Origin of the sequence: Pseudomonas sp. PDM10, from assembly GCF_014852295.1 — a bacterium.
Taxonomy (GTDB): Bacteria; Pseudomonadota; Gammaproteobacteria; order Pseudomonadales; family Pseudomonadaceae; genus Aquipseudomonas.
In genome coordinates this window covers 189,292-208,011 of sequence record NZ_JACVBJ010000002.1, presented here as the reverse complement: position 1 = coordinate 208,011, position 18,720 = coordinate 189,292, and the positions used below count along the sequence as shown (strand labels likewise).

Here is an 18,720-nt window from a genome sequence, read left to right as displayed (position 1 = left end):
TTGGCTATTCGTTCAGGTGTCCATGAGGATTTATGCCATTCGTATTCGAGAGCGTGCTCAAAGACAAGAACATGGGGTACTCCTATACGGCGCAGAAACCAGTAAGGCCGCAGGCAGTGACTCGTGTGGCTTTCGTGCTTTTGAACAATTTCTCGATGATGTCGTTCACTGGCGCTATCGATGCGCTGGTGACCGCCAACCTGATTAGCGAGACACCGGCGTTCGACGTGTTGACTGTCGGCATCAAAAACCGTCTGGTAATGAGCGATTTGGGCATTGCGATTTCAGCAGACCTGGAGCTGTCACAACTACCGGATCGTATCGACGTTCTCATTGTCGCCGGTGGTTTACGAGTGAAGCTGGTCAGCGATCCACTATTACGACGCAAGCTGCGTAACGTCGCCTCTCTTGGCGCGACGATGGGAGGTTTGTGGAACGGTGCATTTTTCCTGGCGGAAGCTCAGCTAATGGACGGTGTCGAGTGCGCCTTCCATCCCGATGGACGAGCGATGATGGAGGATGTTTTCCCCAAAGTCCTGGTCTCTTGTCGAACTCACGTAATAGACAAAAACCGTATCACGTGCGCTGGCGCCAGCAGCTCGTTACGCATGATGCTCGAGCTCATCACTACTAAACAAAGCGTCTCGCTGACCCATGCTGTCGAGGAAATACTCAGTTGTGATCAGACCGCTGAAGTGTCTGGGATATCGACGGTCATCGTTGACTCTGACCCCACCTTGCCTCAAACCCTGAAGCTTGCTTTAGAACTGATGCAAAAGAACATTGAAGAGCCGTTATCCATCGACGAAGTCGCTGAGTGTGTGAACATTTCCCGACGACAATTAGAGCGTCGCTTCTGCCGTTTCGTGGGCGCCACGCCCACGCGTTACTACCTTGAGCTGCGCTTGACACGAGCGCGGCAGCTTATTCTGCAGAGCAATCGGCCCATCACCGATATCGCGATAGCGACCGGTTTCTGTAGTTTCGCCAATTTCCATATGCGTTTTCGTGACTTCTTTGGCGTCGCGCCAAGCAGTTATAGAGCAACGTATGAGCGCAGGCGCTAGGTCTTCCCGCACTTTCCAAGCCCAGTAATCGATGGCTAGCATCATCGATAAGGATTACCGAGAACTATGAATGCTCCATCGCCGGTGTTGGTACCCACGGCTAACCACAGCGAGCGGATGTCTACACGCATCGCCTTCCTTATCGCGGGTTTACTCATGTCCGCATGGGCGCCTCTGGTCCCATTGGTTAAAGCCCGCGCTGGCCTGGACGATGGCGGCCTGGGGTTGTTGCTGCTTGGCCTGGGCGGTGGATCTATCGTGGCCATGCCCTTCGCTGGTTATCTCACTGCACACTATGGATGCCGACCGGTCGTAATCTGGGCGACCATTGTCTTGTGTGCCCTTCTTCCGCTATTGAGCACCGTGGCGTGGTTGCCGGGCCTGGTGATCGCGGTCATTCTCTTCGGCGCCAGCATGGGCATGCTGGATTGCGCCATGAACATTCAGTCCGTCATTGTCGAAAAAAACAGCGGCCAGGCACTTCAGTCCGGCTTCCATGGCCTGTACAGCGTCGGTGGCATAGTGGGCGCCGGGGCGATGACTGCTTTATTGACCTTCGGGCTGGATCCATTGGTTGCGGCGCTTTGTATCGTTGCCGCCGTTCTGGGATCGCTTTACAAGGCAGCGCCGGCTTTGCTGGCTTACGGCACTGAACGGGGTGGACCCATGTTCGCGGTGCCCAGGGGTATCGTGCTGTTTTTAGGGGCGCTCTGTTTCATCGTCTTCCTCACTGAAGGTGCAATCCTCGACTGGAGCGCGGTTTTCCTTGTCTCGAACCGAGGGTTAGAGCCAAGCATCGCCGGCTTGGGCTACGCATCCTTCGCCGCAGCGATGACGGTGGGCCGCCTGACAGGCGATGCCATCGTCAGCAAACTAGGCGGCGTGCGCGTCGTTGCGCTTGGCGGACTCTGCGCAGCCGCTGGCATGATCGTGTCGCTTGGAATCGACGGCTGGGCCGCATCCTTGATTGGCTACGCGCTGGTCGGTGCCGGCTGCTCAAACATTGTCCCGGTGCTCTTTACTGCCGTAGGCCGTCAGCAACGTATGCCACAGGCGGTAGCCATCCCCGCTGTCATCTCGATGGGCTACGCGGGGATTCTGATAGGTCCCGTATTTATCGGGGCGGTCGCCCATCTGAGTACCTTGTCATTTGCTCTGGGCTGCGTGAGTGTTTTGCTGGTTTTTGTCAGTGCGACAGCTCGATTACTTCGCAATTAACCGGATCTTTTCAAAGGTAATGGTCATGCTGTCACCCCGAACAGAACGGGACTTCAAGATTCTCGGACACGCTGCCAGACATCAATAGAACTCGAAATACGTCAAATTAGCGGACATCGTCTCCGCCATATTTGTACCGACAAAGCCCTGATTATTCTGGGCTTTGTCGTTTCTGGGGTTTGGCGAAATATCCGCCGATCTGTATGTATTCCATAGCTTTTCCGGAAGCGTTCCATAACTCGGCCCGTTTTCGACCTCCTGCGGCGTCCTGCCGATCGAAAACCCTCCAAAATCCCACAGCTCGTCGTCGCACCCTCGCCCGACCGTCTCGCCTCGATTGCTGCCTATATAAACAGTCCCAACAAGACATGACCGTGGCCCCTCTCGACATCGAAGACACCAGTGACTGGCTTGGATGCCCGACTGAACCTGAAGCCTGCCGCCATTACCTGAGCAAGCTGGAGAATGAAATGCAGGAACTGACCCTGCAATTACGCCAGGCCCGGGGCGGATCGAAGTACGAAGATCTATTCCGAAGTGATCGATTTCCTCGAACGACTCGACAAGCTTCCAGATCGCTCTTTGGTGGCGCGGTGCAATAAGGAAACATTGTAATCGTAGGTCGATATCAACGGCATTGGCCCCTCGTTCCGAGCCATCTCAAGCCATTGCCTTGTTCGCTCAACGTCAAAGAATTCGTTCTTGAACTTCATCTTCGCGACAAGGTTCGCTGAGACCCTGAAGTGTCCACATCCGGCCGAGCATTTGACCTCGGACCAGCATCCTGTCGCGTGAACAATTTTTGCCGCAGCCTGGCAAATCAAGCATTGCATGTCCGATCTCCATTTCGATGACTTACCTACTGTAGCCGAACATCGGCCAAGGCTCTCCCCATTCTCACTGGAACAGTTTTAACTGGTGATCAGGCAGGCTGGACTCCTGCAGATTGGGTTACGCAGAAGGTGCGAAACTTTCCCCGCCTTCGCACTTCGGTGCGCGCAAGTTCTCGAAAAAAGACGGCTCGCCGTCAGCAACCGACTGTTGGTCGGTCTGGCGGTCGCAGGAATACTAACCTTTTAAGGTAAGGCCTGAATTTGTCGTGGTGGACCGGTCTCCGAGTTGTTCCCGGCCCACCGCAGTACTCGAGAGGAGGTATGAAAAATGGCCAATTTCGAGAAGAAAATGCCGGTGCAGACCGACGATGAAAAAACCAATCAGCAACCGACGGCTACATCAGACCCTTGGCGTCCTCTGGAAAAACTGCGCCAGCAGGTCGATCACCTGTTCGAAGACTTCAATCGTGGCTCGGGACTAACGCCTTTCCGGCGAGGACTGTTCGATGTCGAACCGTTCTGGAGCAGGGAATTTATCGGGCGCAGCCTGCCTGCGGTGGACATTACCGAGAAAGATGAAAGCTTCGAAATCACCGCCGAATTGCCAGGCATGGATCAGGAGAATATCGACATCCAATTGTCCAACGGCAATTTGATCATCAAGGGTGAAAAGAAAGAGGACAAGGAAGAAAAAAGAAAAGGCTATCACGTCTCAGAGCGTCATTATGGCGCCTTCGAGCGGGCGTTCAGCCTGCCAAAAGGTGTCGATACCGACAAGATCGAAGCAAATTTCAGCAAAGGCGTGCTGAGTATTTCACTGCCGAAAAAACCCGAAGCCATGAAAGCGGACAAAAAGGTGCAAATCAAATCCAGCTGAATCCAAGACAGCCCTTCACGTCAGAAAAGCCCTTTGTCGGGAAGCCGGCACGGGGCTTTTTTGGCGTAGTCTAAAAGTAACCGGGCGGGCGCGGTTAATGCCAGGCGGCGCGGCTCGTTTTGAACGACCTGCGTTCTCATGCTGATGCTGAGCCAAGGCCATGAAAAAGAATGACCAGTGGAATCTGTCCTACTTCGCGATCGTTTTTATCGTGCTGAGTCTCATGCAGATATTCTTTGGCGAGCGCCAGACGGTGCAGCCCCTCCCGTACAGCCAGTTTCTGCAATTGTTGAACGAGCAGAAAGTCAGTGATTTGCAGGTCGATAAGGACCAGATCAGCGGCAAGTTGCAAGAGCCCATCAACGGACACGATCGATTCTCCACCGTGCGGGTCGATCCGGCGCTGGCGACAGAACTCTCTCAATCGGGCGCCAGTTTTACCGGAGTTACCGAAAACACTTTTATGAACAGCCTGTTGGGCTGGCTATTGCCGTTTGTCCTGATTATGGTCTTCTGGAATTTCCTGTTTCGCAGGATGGCGGACAAACAAGGCCTTGGCGGTTTGATGAATGTCGGCAAATCCCGGGCCAGGGTGTTTGTCGAACGCGACACCGGAGTGACCTTCGCCGATGTCGCCGGCATCGACGAAGCCAAGGCCGAGCTGGTGGAAATCGTCTCGTTTCTCAAAGACAAGGAACGATACGCACGCTTGGGTGCGCACATTCCCAAGGGCACCTTGCTGGTCGGCCCGCCCGGCACCGGCAAGACGCTGGTGGCCAAAGCCATCGCCGGTGAAGCCGGTGTGCCGTTTTTCTCGATCTCCGGCTCCGAGTTCGTCGAGATGTTCGTCGGGGTCGGTGCAGCCCGGGTCCGCGACCTCTTCGAACAGGCACGGCAGGCAGCACCCTGCATCATCTTCATCGATGAACTCGATGCGCTGGGCAAGATGCGCGGCGTCGGAACGTTGGGCGGCAATGACGAAAAAGAACAGACCCTCAACCAGTTACTGGCCGAGCTGGATGGCTTCGATCCCCGCGAGGGCGTGGTGTTGCTGGCCGCGACCAACCGCCCGGAGGTCCTTGACCCGGCGTTGTTGCGGGCCGGACGCTTCGATCGGCAGATTCTGATCGACCGCCCCGACCGCAAAGGTCGGGAAGCAATCCTCAGCGTTCATCTCAAGAAAGTCACCGTGGAGCCAGGGCTTGATGGCGCACGTATCGCCGAGATCACCACCGGTTTCACCGGCGCCGACCTGGCCAATCTGGTTAACGAAGCGGCCATCGTCGCCACCCGACGCGGCGCCGAGGCGGTCGGTCTGAATGATTTCACCGCAGCGGTAGAGCGCCTTATCGCGGGGCTCGAGCGCAAGAGCAGCCTGCTCGATCCTGACGAGCGTCGGGTGGTGGCCTATCACGAGATGGGGCACGCCCTGGCCGCCAGCACGCTGCCGGCGATGGACCCGGTGCATAAAGTATCGATCGTGCCCCGCGCCATCGGCTCGCTCGGCTATACCCTGCAACGACCGACCGAGGATCACTTCCTGATCAGTTGCCAGACGCTCAAGGACCGGATTGTCGTGCTAATGGCCGGGCGTGCCGCCGAAGACCTGGTCTATGGCCAGATCTCCACCGGTGCCGCCGATGATCTTGTCCGTGCGACCGATATCGCCCGGCAACTGATCACCCGGTTCGGCATGAGTGCCGAACTCGGACAATCGGTGCTGGAGCGGCAAAACGCAACATACCTGGGAGACCGCATGGCCACGGTGGGCGAGAAGGATTATTCGGAGCAGACCGCCCGCGAAATCGACCTGGGTATCCGCGCCCTGCTCGATGAAGCCTACCAACGGGCCAAGGCATTGCTGGAGAGTCGTCGGGCCGACCTGGATGAGGGGGCTCGCCTGTTGCTGGAAAAGGAAACCCTCACACCGGAGGAATTCCCGCCTCTGCTACCCGCTGCAGCAAAGCGCGACGGGCCTGATTGAGGCGATAGCGGCGCTGATAGCGCATTCGGTGTTTTTTTCAACGGTGTCCGCCAACAACGCTAGGCTTACAAACAATGTGGTGATGATCGCCATTTTGCAGGGAGCGCAAAAATGGAAATTATTAACCGTCGGCAAATCCTCTCTCTCAAGATGGCCCAGGGAGGAATGCCGCAATGACGCTTTCCAATCATTACAAATGGACGGCCTTGGGCGCCATTGCGCTGACCCTTTTCAGCGTACTTATATTTTTGCTGATCAAATCCTATTCCTATGACACATCGACCTACTTCGAGTCGCGCGACTTCGTTCGCCAACTCAAGCAGTTCGATGCCAATTGGAACGTGAAAATTCTTAGAGCAAAAATCGGTATAAACAACAATCTGCTTCTGGTGCCACATCCTGAAGCAGAGCAACGATGGCAGCATCTCGATGACCTTAACGCTGCCGGCCCGCTTTCGACACTTTGGCAATCCCGGCGCCAGGGTTATCTGGATGCGGTGGAAAACAAAACCCGATTGGTCGAGCAATTCAAACAGCACAACACGGCATTGCGAACTTCACTGGATGCCCTGCCTGAACAAGAAAATGACATTCAGGCATTACTGGACAATAACAACAATCAGGATTTAACCGCCGCCTCAAACGTATTCAATCTCATGCTGGCAACCGTCGAGTACGCCCTCTATGTATCCCATGACAAAGCCGACGAGATCGCCCATCAACTGAACGAGCTCAACGAACACATCGATCAAATGCCATTGGATCGGCGCCAGCCTTTTACTGCATTTGTCGAGCATGTAAACGCCATCGTTCGAGAGCAGCCCATTGTCAATGACCTGCTTGATCGCATCAGTGTGATTCCGGTCGCACAGCAACTGGACAGCCTCAACGAATTATTGAACGAGACACAACGGCGCACTGGCGCAACAGACCACCAATATCACCTTTATCTCGGAATATGCGCCGGCATCATGGCGTTGCTGTTGTTGTACCTGGCGGCCCGGCTGGTTCGCAGTTATGCCGTGATCAACAAGATGAACAACGAGTTACAGACGGCAAACGAGCGGTTGGAGCAACGCGTCGAGGAACGCACCCGCGAGTTGATCGAAGCCGAGCGCGAACTGGTCGATGCCGCGCGAATGGCCGGCATGGCAGAGATCGCAACCAATGTGTTGCATAACGTCGGCAATGTGCTGAACAGCGTTAATGTCTCGGCAGATTTGATTACGCGCAAATTAGCGGTCAGCAAAACCCTGGGCCTGGGTAAAGCGGTAAACATGATGAACGAGCATGCCGAAGACCTGGGGCAGTTCATGACCTTCGATGAAAAAGGCAAACTGCTGCGCGGTTACCTCAATCAACTGGTCGATTCCATCGCGGCCGAGCAATCGAGCATCGTTGAGGAACTGTCACAACTCAGCAAAAGCATCGATCACATCAAGGACATCGTTTCCACTCAGCAGGCTTATGCCGGTGCCGCCAGACTGGTCGAGCCGTTGAACGTCGTCGATCTGTTCGAGGATGCGTTACGCATGAATTCCGGTGCGTTGAGTCGCCACCATGTCGTCGTCACCAAGGACTATCAGGACACGCCGACGATCATCGGCGACAAACACCGACTGCTGTTGATCCTGATCAACCTGATCAGCAATGCCAAATATGCAATGTCCAAGGTCAGCGATCATCAGCGCCATATGACGCTGGGCGTCAAGATTGTCGATAACGCAACACTGCGCCTCAGCGTAGAAGATCAGGGCGAAGGGATCGCTGCCGAGAACATCACCCGCATCTTTAATCACGGTTTCACCACGCGCAAGGAAGGCCACGGTTTTGGCCTGCACAGTTGTGCACTCGCAGCGGTAGAGATGAACGGGCATCTTTGCGTGCATAGCGACGGACCAGGCCACGGAGCAGTTTTCACGCTGGAGATTCCGCTGGAGACGGCGCATGCATTGCCAACCGCCGGAATGCCAGTCAGTTAAGCGCAGTACTTGTGGGAGCGGGCTTGCTCGCGAAGAGGGTGTGTCAGCCGACATCAATGTTGCCTGATACACCGCCTTCGCGAGCAAGCCCGCTCCCACAGGGATTAAGCGTCTGAAAGACGAAAGCCAGGGTCAGCATGCCAACGGCCGTAATGGCCCAGCCGATCAATATCGCGCCAGCATCGGCTTTCTCGGCCATATTCTGCGGCAGGGAAAAGATGCCGCCACCAATCATCGATAGGGGTTACCGATTAACGCCAGGCGGTAATCCTTTTTATACCCTATCGAAATAAAAACGGCAGTTTAATTACCAACACTTAATCCAGATTCTATTTGCACCAATTAAATTTGCCAAACCCCGGAAACCAACTAGCGTGAAGTCAGCAATTATTTTCTGTCTATCTGCAAAAAAATATTCACAGCAACAAGATTGTTACGAACAGCCTTATTTTCGTAAGTCTTTAAATAGCAACGAAATATAGATTTGCATTAAACGAAAGAAAATTACGAAACCAAATGGTGTTCCCCCCCCTGCAATGGAGTCATGCAATGTCTCAATCCCCCGGAAAACTGAAACTCGGCGCTCTGGTTGCATTGGTCGTCGGTTCAATGATCGGGGGCGGGATCTTTTCCCTGCCGCAGAACATGGCCGCCAGTGCTGACGTCGGCGCTGTGCTGATCGGTTGGGCGATTACGGCCGTCGGCATGCTGACCCTGGCCTTCGTTTTCCAGACGCTGGCCAACCGCAAGCCAGATCTGGACGGCGGTGTTTACGCCTACGCCAAGGCGGGTTTCGGCGACTACATGGGTTTCTCGTCTGCCTGGGGATACTGGATCAGTGCCTGGCTGGGTAACGTTGGTTACTTCGTTCTGTTGTTCAGCACCCTCGGTTACTTCTTTCCGATCTTCGGTGAAGGCAACACCGTGGCCGCGATCATTGGCGCATCGGTGCTGCTCTGGGCCGTGCACTTTCTCGTGCTGCGTGGAATCAAGGAAGCCGCATTCATCAACCTGGTGACCACGGTCGCCAAAATCGTACCGCTGCTGCTGTTTGTCCTGATCGCGATTTTCGCCTTCAAGCTGGATATCTTCACCGCCGATATCTGGGGCCTCAAAAACCCGGACCTGGGCAGCGTGATGAACCAAGTGCGCAAGATGATGCTGGTCACCGTCTGGGTATTCATCGGCATTGAAGGCGCGAGCATCTTCTCGGCCCGGGCGGAAACACGCAGCGACGTCGGTAAAGCCACCGTGATCGGTTTCATCACTGTGCTGCTGTTTCTGGTGCTGGTGAACGTGCTGTCGCTGGGCATCATGACCCAGCCGGAACTGGCCAAACTGCAGAACCCGTCGATGGCCGCGGTGCTGGAACATGTGGTCGGGCCGTGGGGGGCAGTGCTGATCAGCGTCGGTCTGATCATCTCCTTGCTGGGGGCCCTGCTGTCCTGGGTGCTGCTGTGTGCGGAAATCATGTTCGCTGCCGCCAGGGACCACACCATGCCGGCGTTTTTGCGCAAGGAAAATGCCAACCAGGTGCCAGTCAATGCCTTGTGGCTGACCAACGCGATGGTGCAGCTGTTCCTGATCATCACCCTGTTCTCGGCCAGCACTTACCTGTCGCTGATCTACCTCGCCACCTCGATGATTCTGGTGCCGTATCTGTGGTCCGCGGCTTATGCCTTTCTGCTGGCAGTGCGCGGCGAAACCTATGAAAAAGCCGTGGCAGAACGCAAGAAAGACCTGTTCATCGGCGCCGTTGCATTGATTTACGCGGTTTGGCTGATCTATGCCGGCGGTGTCAAATATTTGCTGCTCTCCGCCCTGCTCTATGCCCCCGGCGCGATTCTTTTTGCCAAGGCTAAACTTGAAGTCAATAAACCGGTTTTCACCAACGTCGAGAAGTTGATTTTCGCAGCAGTCGTCGTGGGTGCCCTGGTCGCAGCCTACGGACTGTATGACGGCTTCCTGACTCTGTAACACCTGAGTGTTTTGTCATCTGGAGGATCACTGTAATGACCACCGAAAAAGTTAAGTACGGCGTCCATTCCGAAGCCGGCAAACTGCGTAAAGTCATGGTTTGCTCTCCAGGCCTGGCTCACCAGCGGCTGACCCCGAACAACTGTGACGAACTGCTGTTTGACGATGTGTTGTGGGTCGCCCAAGCCAAGCGCGACCATTTCGACTTCGTCACCAAAATGCGCGAGCGCAACGTCGACGTGCTGGAAATGCACAACCTGCTGACCGATATCGTCGCCATCCCGGAAGCGTTGGACTGGATTCTGGAACGCAAGATCACCGCCGACTCGGTTGGGTTGGGATTGATCAACGAAACCGGTTCCTGGCTGCGCAGCCTCGAACCGCGCAAGATTGCCGAGTTCCTGATTGGCGGGGTGTCTGCTGACGACCTGCCGGACAGCTTCGGCGGCAAGACCATCCAGATGTTCCGCGATTTTCTCGGGCACTCCAGCTTCATCCTCCCGCCGCTGCCCAACACCCAGTTCACCCGCGATACCACGTGCTGGATTTACGGTGGCGTGACGCTGAACCCGATGTACTGGCCGGCCCGCCGTCAGGAAACCCTGCTGGCGACTGCCATCTACAAGTTCCATCCGCAGTTCACCAACGCCGACTTCCAGATCTGGTATGGCGATCCGGACAAGGAGCACGGCAGTTCCACCCTGGAAGGGGGTGATGTCATGCCGATTGGTAACGGGGTGGTTTTGATCGGTATGGGCGAACGCTCGTCTCGTCAGGCTATCGGCCAACTGGCAGTCAATTTGTTCAAGAACAAAGCCGTCGAGAAAGTGATTGTCGCCGGCCTGCCGAAATCCCGGGCGGCGATGCACCTGGATACGGTGTTCAGTTTCTGCGACCGCGATGTGGTGACCATCTTCCCGGAAGTGGTGAACCAGATTGTGGCCTTCACCCTTCGCCCTGACGAAAGCAAACCGGGGAACATCGACATCCGTCGCGAAGAGACCAACTTCCTCGACACCGTGGCCAAGGCCCTCAACCTCAAAGCGCTGCGTGTCGTCGAAACCGGCGGCAACAGCTTCGCCGCCGAACGCGAGCAGTGGGACGACGGCAACAACGTGGTGGCCGTGGAACCAGGCGTGGTCATCGGTTATGACCGCAACACCTACACCAACACCCTGCTGCGCAAGGCCGGTGTGGAGGTCATCACCATCAGCGCCGGCGAATTGGGTCGCGGCCGTGGCGGCGGCCACTGCATGACGTGCCCGATCATTCGTGACCCTATCGACTATTAAAATTGCCCACCTCGACTCGCGCAGCCTTCTACACCAAGGCATGCGCGGCCAAGGGGATAACCGATACCTAAGGAGATCCAAAATGGCTTTCAACATGCGCAACCGCAGCCTGCTCTCGCTGATGCACCATACGACTCGCGAGCTGCACTATTTGCTGGACCTTTCCCGCGACCTCAAACGCGCCAAGTACACCGGCACCGAGCGTCCGCACCTGCAAGGCAAGAACATTGCACTGATCTTCGAGAAAACCTCGACGCGCACCCGTTGTGCCTTCGAAGTCGCGGCCCATGATCAGGGTGCCCATGTCACCTACATCGACCCCGTGTCGTCGCAGATCGGCCACAAGGAAAGCATGAAAGACACCGCCCGCGTGCTGGGGCGTATGTTCGATGCCATCGAGTACCGTGGCTTTGAACAGGAAATCGTCGAGGAGTTGGCCAAGTTTGCCGGCGTGCCGGTGTTCAACGGCCTGACCGCTGAATTCCACCCGACCCAAATGATCGCCGACACTCTGACCATGCGCGAACACAGCGACAAACCGCTGCACGACATCAGCTACGCATACCTCGGTGACGCCCGCTACAACATGGGCAACTCGCTGCTGATGATCGGCGCCAAACTCGGCATGGACGTGCGAATCGGCGCGCCGAAAGCCCTGTGGCCACACGCTGACTTCATTGCCCAGTGCAAAGCCTTCGCCAAAGAAAGCGGCGCGCGCATTACCATCACCGAAGACCCGAAAGAAGCGGTCAAGGGCGTGGACTTCATCCACACCGACATTTGGGTGTCGATGGGTGAGCCGGTGGAGGCATGGGACGAACGCATCGAGCAACTGTTGCCGTACCAGGTCAACACCGAGATGATGAAGGCCGCCGGCAACCCGCGCGTGAAATTCATGCATTGTTTACCGGCGTTCCACAACAGCGAAACCAAGGTCGGCAAGGACATCGCCGCGCGCTATCCGCACCTGGCCAATGGCGTCGAGGTGACCGAAGAAGTCTTCGAATCGCCGGCCAACATCGCCTTCGAGCAAGCGGAAAATCGCATGCACACTATTAAGGCGATCCTGGTGTCGGCGTTGGCGGATATCTAACGACTGTCACGGTTTGCTCTCTGTGGGAGCGAGTCGCTCGCAACCTCTTTGTTTAGAAGGACTGCATTATGCGTATCGTCGTTGCTCTGGGCGGTAACGCCCTGCTCCGCCGTGGTGAGCCCATGACCGCGGATAACCAGCGCGCCAACATCCGCGTCGCCACCGAACAGATCGCCAAGATTTATGCCGGCAATGAACTGGTCATCGCCCACGGTAATGGCCCGCAAGTGGGCCTGTTGTCTCTGCAAGCCGCCGCCTACACCTCGGTTTCGCCGTACCCGCTGGACGTACTCGGCGCCGAAACCGAAGGCATGATCGGCTACATCATTGAACAGGAACTGGGCAATCTGCTGGACTTCGAAGTGCCCTTCGCCACCCTGCTCACTCAAGTCGAAGTCGATGCCAATGACCCGGCCTTCCAGAACCCCACTAAACCCATCGGCCCGGTCTACGCTAAAGCAGAGGCAGAAAAACTCGCGGCAGAGAAAGGCTGGGCGATTGCCCCGGATGGTGACAAGTTCCGCCGCGTAGTCGCCAGCCCGAGACCGAAACGCATCTTCGAAATACGTCCGATCAAATGGCTGCTGGAAAAAGGCAGCATCGTGATTTGCGCTGGCGGTGGCGGCATCCCGACGATGTACGGCGCCAGCGGCAAACTGCAAGGCGTGGAAGCGGTGATCGACAAGGACCTGTGCTCGGCCCTGCTGGCCGAACAGCTGGAAAGCGATCTGTTGGTGATCGCCACCGACGTCAACGCCGCCTACATCGACTTCGGCAAACCGACCCAAAAGGCCATCGCTCAGGCACACCCCGACGAAATGGAAAAACTCGGCTTTGCAGCAGGCTCCATGGGACCGAAGGTTCAGGCCGCCTGCGAGTTCGCCCGCCATACCGGAAAAGTCGCGGTGATCGGCTCACTCTCGGACATCGAGGCCATCGTTCAGGGCACGGCCGGCACCCGCATCAGCACAGCGAAACCTGGCATTAGCTACCAATAAAAGAACTCCGGGAACGGCCTGAAACCCGCCCTGATTCAATGCCTTTTTGAAGGAGAGACAACAATGGCTACCTTTGAGCCCGGTCATCTGCACATCGAGCGCCACGCGCTGAACAAGGACGATGTCAGTTACAACATATGCATCGACTATGAAGTCCACCAGGATCCCAAGGAAGGTAAAGGCATGCTGTTCACGATGCACGGCAATATCCAGGGCCGGGAGATGGAAGAAAAATTCTTCCTGCCCAAGGACCAGGCCTACAACTTTGGTCGCAACGTCACGCAAATTGCAGAGAAGTACGGCATACCCAAGATGTACAGCGCCATCGGTTCAATGCACAAAAACTACGACTTGATGTTCGAAGATGTCAGGGTGCAACTGGATATGAAGTCGGGGGACGCGGTCAAACCCGAGCATCTGGAATAACCTGACTTTTCTGCGTTTTAAGCGCCGAGTCAGAATGGCAATGATGCCATGCCGTAGCATCAACCTGGGCAAGCAGGTCATCGATGTATCAGAACTTAGCCCTGCTTGCCGCTTTCCTCCTGACCTACAGCCTATTTGCGGGGCGTTTCGAGTCACGTCTGCTCAATGGTCCGCTCATGTTCATGCTTGCCAGCCTGATTCTCGGCCCGGCGTTTCTGGGGTTGGAATTGGCAATACTGGCGACCCTTCTGGCGTCCCACCGATGCTGCACTGGGTAAGGCCGTTGTGAGCAATCCCAAGGTTTCGGCGTCCGTGCGTGAAGGGTTAAACGTGGAGAGCGGAGTTGGGCATCGGTGCAGTCATCGGTATGTCTGTACCGTTTTACTCAGCGTGCTACTACATGGTTTGAGTGCCAATCCATGGGTTGCTCGGCTGGCTCGTCGTGATCATTGATTTCAGTGAAATTTTCCTCGGTTTATTAGTTCGCATTGTGAAGACATAGTGGCTACGCTTTTGTTCGAGTGACCTTTATGGAGTATGGGCATGGGCGCAAACATGAACGTTGTCAGACAGCTCGTCGGTTTGCCCATCGCCATTATGGTAGGGGTCTTAAGCCTGGTTGCAGGTTGCGGCAAAGAGCCCACTACGCTTGCCCGTCAAGCCCCCGATGTAACGGTCATGACGGTCACCGCGCGCAACACCCCGGTGACGTTCGAATTCGTTGCCCAAACACAGAGTTCCCGAGAGGTGGAGATCCGCGCCCGGGTTGCCGGCTTCCTGGAAAAGCGGCTGTACACCGAAGGCGATTTGGTGAAAAGCGGGCAAACGCTGTTCCAGATGGACCGTAAACCTTTTGAAGCCTCGTTGCTGTCGGCGCAGGGCCAATTGGCTCAACAACAGGCACGCTGGGAAGTGGCCAAGGCCACACTGGCCCGTGTCCGTCCCTTGGCGGCGCAGAATGCGGTCAGCAAGATGGATCTGGACAATGCGGTCGGCGATGAGCGTCAGACCCGGGCCGCCGTGCTTGCCGCCGAGGGCACGGTTCGAACCGAGCAGTTGAACCTCAGTTACACCACCATCGCCTCTCCCCTCACCGGCCTTTCAAGCTTTGCCAAAAAGCAGGAAGGCAGTTATGTCACACCAGGTGAGTCCGGGCTGCTGACCACCGTCTCACAGATGGACCCGATCTACGTCAACTTCAGTCTTTCGGAAAACGAGACGCTCAAGTACCGCGACGAGATTGCCTCCGGGCACCTCATATTCCCTTTGCGCAGTGAGTTTGTCGTAGAAGTGGTGCTGGCCGACGGGTCAGTGGTACCTGACCGTGGTCGCCTGAATTTTGCCGCGCCCTCTTATAGCCAGGACACTGGCACCTTTCTGGTCCGCGCCGTGGTGGCCAACCCCAACGGCCAACTGCGTCCCGGCCAATTCGTAAGGGCGCGGGCAATCGGAGCTTCCAGGCCGAACGCCATTGTGGTGCCGCAAAAGGCAGTTCTGGAGGGTTCCAAGAGCCACTTCGTCTGGGTGATCAATGCAGAGGGCAAGCCCGAACAACGCGTTGTCGAAGTGGGTGACTGGCATGGCGATGACTGGTTCATTACCCAAGGCTTGCAAGCGGGCGAACGCATAGTGGTCGACGGAGCGATCAGAGTGACGCCCGGAGGGCCGCTGAATATCATCGCCCCCGCTCCCCCCGCGCAGGCAGGCGAGACAACGGCGAAACCGACACCTGCCAAATCGGCGCAAGACACTGGGCGCAGCCCATGAGCATTTCACACTATTGCATTGATCGACCCATCTTCGCGTCGGTGATCTCGATCATCATCACCTTGGCTGGCGCAGTGGCGATGGCTAAATTGCCGGTCGCCCAGTACCCGGATATTACGCCACCGCAAATTACGGTTTCAGCAACCTACCCGGGGGCCGATGCACAGGTCGTGGCCAATAACGTGGCAGCGCCAATCGAGCAGCAGGTCAACGGCGCCGACAACATGATCTACATGAACTCGTCGAGCTCCGCGACGGGCAACATGACCCTCAACGTCTTCTTCGAGATTGGCACCGACCCTTCTCTTGCCCAGGTCGACGTGCAAAACCGGGTCAATCTGGCCCTGCCGCAATTGCCCTCCGCGGTTCAGAGCCAGGGTATTCAGGTACAGAAAAAATCCTCGGCGTTCATGATGGTTCTTGCCGTGTATTCTGCCGGCGACCGCTATGACAGCACCTATGTCGCCAACTACGCCAACCTCTACATTCTGGATGCGATCAAGCGTATTCCAGGCGCCAACCAAGCCAGTATTTTTGGCACACCGGACTACGCCATGCGGATCTGGCTCAAACCCGATCGAATGGCCCAGTTGGGGATTACTGCCGCTGACGTGCAGAAAGCGGTCACTAACCAGAACCAGCAATTCGCCGTAGGCCGTGTGGGTCAATCCCCGACGGGCCAGGCCGTGGAACAGTCTTTTGCCGTGACCACCAAGGGACGCCTGACTGAACCTGCGGAGTTCGAGAACATCATCTTGCGCGCGAGCAATGACGGGGCTGCCATTGTTCGTCTGAAGGACATTGGTCGAGCCGAGCTCGGGCAAAAAGACTACTCCCTGCGCAGCACCTATCAGGGACGTCCCGCCACATTGATCGCGGTGTACCAACAACCGGGGGCAAACGCGCTGGACGTCTCGGCAGCCGTGACGTCAACCCTGGCGCAAATGAAGACGACCTTTCCCGAAGGGATCGAATACAAAATCGTGATGGACACCACCGCGTTTACCCGCGCGTCGATTTCCGAGGTGATACACACTTTTTTCGAAGCGTTGGTGTTGGTGGTCGTGGTGGTTTTCATCTTCCTGCAGAGCCTGCGCGCCACACTGATCCCGGTGCTCGCCGTGCCGGTGTCGATTGTTGGCACCTTTATCGGCATGTCGGCCCTTGGGTTTTCGGTGAACATGCTGACGCTGTTTGGCATGGTGCTGGCCATCGGCATCGTGGTGGACGACGCCATCGTGGTGATTGAAAACGTCGAACGCAATATGCACGTGCACAAGATGAACCCCAAGGAGGCGGCCAAACGCGCCATGGATGAAGTGGCCGGCCCCGTGGTGGCCATCGTGCTGGTGCTGTGCGCGGTGTTCATCCCGGTGGCATTCATGGGGGGAATCACTGGCCAACTCTACAAACAGTTTGCGATTACCATCGCCATCTCCGTGGTGATCTCCGGCCTCGTGGCCTTGACACTTTCGCCGGCCTTGGCGGCCCTGCTGCTCAAGCCCCAACACGGCGAAAAAAATGCTTTTTTCCGCTGGTTCGAGCGCAGCTTCGAACGCATGACCGAGGGCTACTCGCGCTCGGTGGCGTTTATGATCAAGCGCTTTGTCCTGGCGTTGTTACTCTTTGCCGGCATGATCGCTCTGATTCTGGTGATGGCGCAGCGCATTCCCAGTGCCTTCCTGCCACCGGAAGACCAGGGTTATCTGCTGGGGGCCGTGATCATGCCCGATGCCGCGAGTCTGGATCGCACCGGCGAGGTGGGCAAAGTAGCCAGTGACTTCTTCATGAACGATGAGGCCGTCGAGGGCGTCGCCATCGTTAACGGCTACAGCCTGCTCGACGGCCAGAACAAGAACAATGCCGGCGCCTTTTTTGTCGGGTTCAAGGATTTCGAGGAGCGCTACAAGGACTCGGAAACAATCAAGGCACAAAGTGCCCCTGCGGTGATTCAGAAAGCTGCCCGCGCTTTTTCCACGGTACAGGGCGGGATCATTCTTCCGGTCAATCCGCCATCCATTCCCGGCCTGGGCACTACAGGCGGCATGGAGGTATGGGTTCAAAGCAAGGGGGACGCCACCGTCGACCAATTGGCTGAGATGGTCGGCACCCTTGTCGCAAAAGCCAAACAGCGCCCGGAACTCGGCGCTATCACCTCCACCTTCAACGTGTTTTCCCGGCAATTGCTGGTCGATGTAGACCGAGAAAAGGCAGAGACGCTGGGGGTGCCGGTGGAAGACGTCTACAGCACCATGCAAACCATGTTCGGCTCTCTCTATGTTTCTCAATTCAATAAATTCAGCCGCCTGTGGCAGGTGATTCTGCAGGCTGAACCGAGCTATCGGCTCAAGGCCGAAGACTTGCAGCAGATTTTCGTGCGCAGCAAAAACCTTGGGATGGTGCCGCTCAAGGCCCTGCTGACCACCCGCTACGTCACCGGTCCCGACCTGCTGACCCGCTTCAACAACTTCCCAGCGGTCAAACTCACTGCCAACGCGGCACCCGGCTACAGTTCCGGCCAAGCGCTCAAGGCCCTGGAAGAAATCAGCGCTGAAATCATGACCAACGACTACGCCCTGGCCTTGAGTGGCGAAGCCTTCGAGGAGAAAAAAAGCGGGGGAGCCTCCTCTCAGGTGTTCATCTTCGGCCTGATCATGGTGTTCCTGATCCTGGCGGCTCAGTACGAGAAATGGTCCCTGCCCGTCGGCGTATTGCTGGCGGTGCCCTTCGCATTGTTCGGTGCACTGCTTGCCGTCCTGATCCGGGGGTTAAGCAATGACGTCTACTTCCAGATCGGCTTGACCATGCTGGTGGCCCTGGCCGCCAAGAACGCCATCCTTATTTTCGAGTTCGCGGTACTGAACCGGGAAAACGGCATGTCTGCCTATGATGCTGCAATGACTGCCGCCAGGGAGCGCTTGCGGCCTATCGTGATGACGTCCCTGGCGTTCATTTTGGGTTGCGTTCCGCTGGCCATTGCCGTCGGGGCATCCGAAAACAGTCGACACTCCATCGGTACAGGTGTGATCGGCGGGATGCTGGCGGCGACCGTCATCGCCATCTTCTTTATCCCTCTCTTCTACTACCTCGTTGAACGTTTGACTGAGAAAAAAGGCGCGGTCAAACAGACAACCCCGCCACCTTTGTTAACGTCGCCCGGGGAGATTCCCGGCGGCGCCCCCCTGCACAGACATGAGGGGGATTGA

The 18,720-nt window shown here is 56.6% G+C and carries 13 protein-coding genes and 1 pseudogene; 13 read left to right on the top strand and 1 reads right to left on the bottom strand.

All coding sequences use genetic code 11. The features are described 5' to 3' along the window. The first annotated feature begins 32 nt into the window (after nt 1-32). The 5 genes from IB252_RS07520 (at nt 33) to IB252_RS07500 (ending at nt 7,961) form a co-directional block, all read left to right on the top strand. On the top strand, nt 33-1,067 hold the full coding sequence (locus IB252_RS07520; RefSeq protein ID WP_192407876.1) for a GlxA family transcriptional regulator: 1,035 nt from the start codon (nt 33-35) through the stop codon (nt 1,065-1,067). Nucleotides 1,068-1,133: 66 nt separating this feature from the next. After that, entirely contained in the window at nt 1,134-2,285 is a 1,152-nt protein-coding gene (locus tag IB252_RS07515) for an MFS transporter (protein WP_192407874.1), read from the top strand. Nucleotides 2,286-3,446: 1,161 nt separating this feature from the next. Further along, a complete protein-coding gene (locus IB252_RS07510) occupies nt 3,447-3,995 on the top strand; it encodes an Hsp20/alpha crystallin family protein (RefSeq protein WP_192407872.1) in 549 nt (182 codons plus the stop codon). Between the two features lie 160 nt (nt 3,996-4,155). Further along, entirely contained in the window at nt 4,156-5,979 is a 1,824-nt protein-coding gene (gene ftsH / locus IB252_RS07505) for an ATP-dependent zinc metalloprotease FtsH (RefSeq protein ID WP_192407870.1), read from the top strand. 173 nt (nt 5,980-6,152) lie between these two features. Further along, on the top strand, nt 6,153-7,961 hold the full coding sequence (locus IB252_RS07500; protein WP_192407868.1) for a DAHL domain-containing protein: 1,809 nt from the start codon (nt 6,153-6,155) through the stop codon (nt 7,959-7,961). Nucleotides 7,962-8,067: 106 nt separating this feature from the next. Here the strand turns inward: IB252_RS07500 and IB252_RS07495 are convergent. Continuing rightward, nucleotides 8,068-8,196, bottom strand: a pseudogene (locus IB252_RS07495) (hypothetical protein); the annotation flags it as partial. Nucleotides 8,197-8,510: 314 nt separating this feature from the next. Here IB252_RS07495 and arcD point away from each other — a divergent pair. The 8 genes from arcD (at nt 8,511) to IB252_RS07455 (ending at nt 18,720) form a co-directional block, all read left to right on the top strand. Beyond that, complete coding sequence (gene arcD / locus IB252_RS07490; protein WP_192407866.1) at nt 8,511-9,938, top strand: arginine-ornithine antiporter; 1,428 nt, start codon at nt 8,511-8,513, stop codon at nt 9,936-9,938. Nucleotides 9,939-9,973: 35 nt separating this feature from the next. Continuing rightward, a complete protein-coding gene (gene arcA, locus IB252_RS07485) occupies nt 9,974-11,230 on the top strand; it encodes an arginine deiminase (RefSeq protein ID WP_192407865.1) in 1,257 nt (418 codons plus the stop codon). 82 nt (nt 11,231-11,312) lie between these two features. Continuing rightward, nucleotides 11,313-12,323, top strand: coding sequence for an ornithine carbamoyltransferase (locus tag IB252_RS07480; RefSeq protein WP_192407863.1), 1,011 nt, complete (start codon nt 11,313-11,315; stop codon nt 12,321-12,323). A 68-nt stretch (nt 12,324-12,391) separates the two neighbouring features. Next, nucleotides 12,392-13,321 (top strand): carbamate kinase, encoded by a 930-nt coding sequence (gene arcC / locus IB252_RS07475; RefSeq protein ID WP_111449877.1) that lies wholly within the window; start codon nt 12,392-12,394, stop codon nt 13,319-13,321. A 63-nt stretch (nt 13,322-13,384) separates the two neighbouring features. Continuing rightward, nucleotides 13,385-13,747: a DUF5064 family protein gene (locus IB252_RS07470; protein WP_111449878.1), complete on the top strand. Its 363-nt coding sequence runs from the start codon at nt 13,385-13,387 to the stop codon at nt 13,745-13,747. Between the two features lie 83 nt (nt 13,748-13,830). Continuing rightward, the gene (locus IB252_RS07465; protein ID WP_412548164.1) at nt 13,831-14,025 is read left to right on the top strand and encodes a hypothetical protein; all 195 of its coding nucleotides are present in this window, start codon (nt 13,831-13,833) and stop codon (nt 14,023-14,025) included. A 400-nt stretch (nt 14,026-14,425) separates the two neighbouring features. Beyond that, the gene (locus tag IB252_RS07460) at nt 14,426-15,514 is read left to right on the top strand and encodes an efflux RND transporter periplasmic adaptor subunit (RefSeq protein WP_318652721.1); all 1,089 of its coding nucleotides are present in this window, start codon (nt 14,426-14,428) and stop codon (nt 15,512-15,514) included. Further along, entirely contained in the window at nt 15,511-18,720 is a 3,210-nt protein-coding gene (locus tag IB252_RS07455) for an efflux RND transporter permease subunit (RefSeq protein WP_192407860.1), read from the top strand. The genes IB252_RS07460 and IB252_RS07455 overlap by 4 nt, the downstream gene beginning before the upstream one ends.